The organism is Streptomyces odonnellii (assembly GCF_000981895.1).
Classification (GTDB): domain Bacteria; phylum Actinomycetota; class Actinomycetes; order Streptomycetales; family Streptomycetaceae; genus Streptomyces; species Streptomyces odonnellii.
Genome location: NZ_LATD01000413.1, coordinates 1 through 5094, shown reverse-complemented (window position 1 = coordinate 5094; position 5094 = coordinate 1). Strand labels below are relative to the sequence as shown.

The 5094-nt window shown below is 71.5% G+C and carries 4 protein-coding genes; 2 read left to right on the top strand and 2 right to left on the bottom strand.

From position 1 onward, the window contains the following. Nucleotides 1–425 precede the first annotated feature (425 nt). Nucleotides 426–1379: a hypothetical protein gene (locus tag WH07_RS31480; RefSeq protein WP_063775860.1), complete on the top strand. Its 954-nt coding sequence runs from the start codon at nt 426–428 to the stop codon at nt 1377–1379. Nucleotides 1380–1481: 102 nt separating this feature from the next. Here the strand turns inward: WH07_RS31480 and disA are convergent, their stop codons facing one another. Both disA and radA read right to left on the bottom strand, forming a co-directional pair. Then, nucleotides 1482–2606 (bottom strand): DNA integrity scanning diadenylate cyclase DisA, encoded by a 1125-nt coding sequence (gene disA / locus WH07_RS31475; protein ID WP_046507681.1) that lies wholly within the window; start codon nt 2604–2606, stop codon nt 1482–1484. A gap of 44 nt (nt 2607–2650) precedes the next feature. Beyond that, nucleotides 2651–4060, bottom strand: a complete 1410-nt coding sequence (radA, locus tag WH07_RS31470) for a DNA repair protein RadA (RefSeq protein ID WP_046507678.1) — start codon at nt 4058–4060, stop codon at nt 2651–2653. Between the two features lie 208 nt (nt 4061–4268). Here radA and WH07_RS31465 point away from each other — a divergent pair. After that, the coding region (locus WH07_RS31465) for an RNA polymerase sigma factor (protein WP_046507686.1) at nt 4269–5094 on the top strand (826 nt) is incomplete at its 3' end.

Below are 5094 nucleotides of genomic sequence, written 5' to 3'. Positions count from 1 at the left end.
GTGATGGAGGGGGCGGGTGTGGTGGGGGAAGTCGCGGAGTGCGCGGAGGTAGCAGTCATGGCACCACCGATCCTGGCACGTCAGGAAGCGTTGACGGTGCAGCGGACGAGCGTGCGCCGGAGGTTGTCGCACGGCCGCGTCCGGGTGGCTCAGCCGCGGGGGTCCGTGAAGTGATCGTCCGGTTGTAGCACCGTTGATGTGATCAACCTACGAATGATGTCTGATGGCCATACGGTCCGATGGTTCGATGACCGGGGAGGCGTCTCTGATGCATCCCCGATGAGCCCCGGATGGGTGCAAAAGGTGCCATTCATCTCAAGTCCGTTGCTGCTGACGGCCGTTCCGGGATGATGATCCGTAAAACTTGCCAAGACGGGCGGCATGTAGGGCGGGAGCAGGCCCTGATCTCTCGTACAGTTTGCGCCGTGGGATCTTTGCGCAATCCGGTCGGGCCGCTTCCCTCCACCATCTACTGGCGACGGAGGGCCATCGCAGCGGCGCTGATCGCGCTGCTGGCCTTGCTTGTCCTGTGGATGGTCAACTTCGGTGGCAGTGACGGCAAGAAGAAGGGCGACGTCTCCGACGGCGCCAATCCCGCGACGTCCATCACACCCGGACCCTCCGGTTCCGGACCCGCCATAAGCGAACAGCCCGGCGGGCGCGAGGAGTCGAGCGACACCGACGAGAACACCGGTGGTACGGGGAGCGGTTCGGGCTCCGGCACCGACGACGGCAAGAACGGCGAACCCGGCACCACCGCCGGCGCGGGCGGCACGGGCAGTGCGGGCGCGGGTACCGGCGGCGCGGCCGGTACGAGCGGCGCGGGCGGCTCCGGCGGCGCCGGTACGGGCGGCGCGACCGGCGGCACGGCGAACGGCGGTGCGGGCGGCGGAGGTACGGGTACCGGTACCGGTACGGGCGGCACCGGAGACGGCAGCACCACCTCCGGCCGGCTGGTCGGCGCGAGCTCCTCGCTCCCCAACTGCGCCCCCAAGTCGCTGACCCTGCGCCTCGCCACCACACAGGTCGCCTACGCGCCGGGCGAGAAGCCCGCGTTCCGGCTGAGCGTGCAGAACACCTCGGACATCACCTGCAAGGCGGACTTCGGGCCGAAGGCCATGGTGCTGACGGTCACCGACGCCGAGGACGAGCAGGTCTGGTCCTCCGCGGACTGCCCGAGGACCGGCGGGCTGTACTTCGAGGTCCCGGCGGGACAGACCGTCACCCGTACCGTTCAGTGGAACCGCGTGCGTAGCGCCCCGCAGTGCGCCACGCCGCCCGCGGGGGCGGTGGGTCCCGGTACGTATCTGGTCGAGGCGAAGACATCGCGGGCCGTGGTGCAGTTGGGCCAGCAGTCCATCCGCCTGGACAAGGACTGAGGGCGGACGCGCGACACCCCAGCCAGTCCGGCGTCCCGCGTCCAGCGACGCAGTCCGGACCGTCCTCCGGACCGTCCGGTGAGCCAGGTCGCCGGAAAGACCCTAGACGTACCGCTCCAGGATCGACGACTCCGCCAGCCGCGACAGTCCCTCCCGCACACTGCGCGCCCGCGCCTCGCCGACGCCGTCCACCGTCTGGAGGTCGTCCACACTCGCCGCGAGCAGTTTCTGCAGCCCGCCGAAGTGCTCGACCAGCCGCTCGATGATGGCGCCGGGCAGCCGCGGCACCTTGGCCAGCAGCCGGTAACCCCGCGGCGAGACCGCGGAATCGAGCGTCTCCGGCGCCCCGCTGTACCCCAGCGCCCGCGCCACGGTGGGCAGTTCGAGCAGCTCGGAGTGGGTCAGCGAGTCCAGCTCGCCGAGTGCCTCGTCGACCGTACGGGCCCGCTTCGCGGTCGGCTCCGGCACATAGTCGCGCGCGACCAGATCCCGCTCCGGCTCCACGCCCGCGATCAACTCGTCGAGCTGGAGTGAGAGAAGCCGTCCGTCGGTGCCCAGCTCGACCACGTACTCCGCGATCTCCGTGGCGATCCTGCGCACCATTTCCAGCCGCTGCGCGACGGCCGTCACATCGCGGACCGTCACCAAGTCCTCGATCTCCAGGGCGGAGAGCGTGCCCGCGACCTCGTCCAGGCGGAGCTTGTAGCGCTCCAGCGTCGCCAGGGCCTGGTTCGCCCGGGACAGGATCGCCGCCGACTCCTCCAGGACCCGGCGCTCCCCGTTCACGTACAGCGCGATCAGCCGCATCGACTGGGACACGGAGACCACCGGGAAGCCGCACTGCTTGGACACGCGGTCCGCGGTGCGGTGGCGGGTGCCTGTCTCCTCGGTGGGGATGGAGGACTCGGGGACCAACTGGACACCGGCCCGCAGGATCTTGGTGATGTCCTTGTCGAGGATGAGCGCGCCGTCGAGCTTGCACAGCTCGCGCAGCCGGGTCGCGGTGAACTCCACGTCCAGCACGAAACCGCCGGTGCACATCGATTCGACGGTCTTGTCCATGCCCAGGACGATCAGACCGCCGGTGTTTCCGCGCAGGATCCGCTCCAGCCCGTCGCGCAGGGCCGTACCCGGCGCGACCGCGCTCAGGGAGGCGCGCATCAGCGCTTCGTTGCCGGAGCCCGCGCCGGACTTTCCGGGTGCTGATGCCCGGTCGTTGGCTGCCACTGCACTCCTCCGGCTCGTACGGATGGGCGAGACCAGGGCAAAGTCTACCGGCGAGCGTTGTCCTCCCGTGGGGCGTCCGCACGACCCCGGCGCGGCAGCACCCTGAGAGCATCGCCCATGTCGGCGACTTCTATGACCTTCATACCGGCGGGGACCTTTCCTGGATCGGTCGGAACAAGGGCCTGGGTGAAGCCGAGCCGGTGTGCCTCCGCGAGCCTGCGCTGCACGCCCGTGACCCGTCTCACCTCGCCCGCGAGGCCCACTTCGCCGATCGCGACCAGGTTCTTCGGCAGCGGGGTGTCGCTGGCGGCGGAGGCCAGGGCGAGGGCGATCGCCAGATCGGCGGCGGGCTCGGAGAGCTTCACCCCGCCGACCGTCGCGCTGTAGATGTCCCGCTTGCCGAGCGCGCTGATCCGGCCGCGCTGCTCCAGCACGGCGAGCATCATCGAGACCCGCGAGGTCTCCAGGCCCGAGGTGGTGCGCCGGGGCGAGGGGATCTGCGAGTCGACGGTCAGCGCCTGCACCTCGGCGACGAGCGGGCGGCGGCCTTCGAGGGTGACGGTGAGGCAGGTGCCAGGTACGGGCTCGTCGCGCCGGGTGAGGAAGAGGCCCGACGGATCGGTGAGCCCGGTGATCCCCTCGTCGTGCAGTTCGAAACAGCCGACCTCGTCGGTGGCCCCGAAGCGGTTCTTGACCCCCCGCACCAGCCGCAGCCGGGCGTGCCGGTCGCCCTCGAACGACAGCACCACATCCACCAGATGTTCGAGCAGCCTCGGGCCCGCGATAGCGCCGTCCTTGGTGACATGGCCCACCAGGAGGGTGGCCATACCGCGCTCCTTGGAGGCCCGGATGAGCGCGCCCGCGACCTCTCGGACCTGGGCCATTCCGCCCGGCGCGCCGTCGATCTCCGGCGAGGCCACGGTCTGTACGGAGTCCAGTACGAGCAGCGAGGGCTTGACCGCGTCGAGATGGCCGAGGACCGCGGAGAGATCGGTCTCGGCGGCGAGATAGAGATGGTCGTGGATGGCCTTGATCCGGTCCGCGCGCAGCCGCACCTGGCTGGCCGACTCCTCGCCCGTCACATAGAGGGTGCGGTGGTCCGGGTCGGCCGCCTTCGCCGCGACATCGAGCAGCAGCGTGGACTTGCCCACGCCCGGCTCGCCCGCGAGCAGCACGACGGCGCCGGGGACCAGCCCGCCGCCGAGCACCCGGTCCAGCTCGGCCACCCCGGTGGAGCGCGCGGTGGCCGTACGGACGTCCACCTCGCCGATCGGGAGCGCGGCGGTGGAGACGCGGCCGGCCGAGGTGGTCCGTACCGCGGGCGCGCCGTACTCCTCGACCGTGCCCCAGGCCTGGCATTCGGGGCAGCGGCCGAGCCATTTGGCGGTCGTCCAGCCGCATTCGGTACAGCGGTAGGACGGCCGGTCCTTGGCGGTCTTCGTACGGGCAGCCATGGCGTCACCGTATAGGGCCCCACCGACAGCACGGCCAGAGCCTCGGCCAACACCAGCCGGAGCCGTCGGCCCCCTCCGACGCCCGTCGTGGCATGCCGCCCCGGGTGTGCACATTTTGTGTCCCCTTATGAGCGATGCATTCACCCGAATGGATTAAATGTGCTCAAGGGGTGTGAAGGGCGCGGGCCGCGCTGTCTACCGTCGCCGGGTGATGAGCAGTAGCTCCGATTCCTTCTCGCACACCACCGGCGCACATCGCGCGCCCCGTCGGGCGGTCCGTTCGGCGGCGCGGCGCCCGTCCGCGCGGTACGAGCGGTACGAGCCCCATCTGGACGGCCTGTTCACGTACTGCCTCTCCGTGCTCTGCGACCACGACGCGGCGACGGAGGCGCTCGGCACGGTCCTGTCGCTCTCCGAGCGGCAGCACGGCCGGTGCCCTTCGGACGCGGGGGAGCGCAAGGTGTGGCTGTACGCGCTGGCCCGCTGGGCGTGCCTGCGCACGCTCGCGGAACGGCGCCGCGAGCGCCCGGGGGCGCATTCGGGCCAGCGCGCGCCGGAGCCCGCCCCGGCGGCCGAGGCCGCGCCCGGGACCGCCGCACGCCGTCGGCGCGAACTCGCCCTGCTGGCCTGGCCCGAGGCCGCCGGTACGAGCCCGGAGCAGCGGGAGGTCCTGGAACTGGCGGTACGGCACCGGCTCGGCGCGCGCGAGGTCGCCACCGTACTGTCCATGCGGCCGACGGCCGCCCGCGAACTGCTCTCCTCCGCCGCCTGCGAGGTCGAGCGCACCCGCGCGGCACTCGCGGTGGTCGCAACCGGCGACTGTCCCTCGGTCGCCCGTCTCACCGGCGACAGCGAGGTACGTCTCTCCGCCGCCCTCCGGCGCGAACTCGTCCGTCATGTCGACGACTGCCCCCGCTGCCGCCGAAGAGCCGAACGCGCGGAAGCGGCGGGCCCCTGGCCGGGCTCACACCCCCAGCCGGCGGCACTGGGCGCGCCGGACGCGGTCGGCGCGGCTGCCCCCGATACGCCCCACC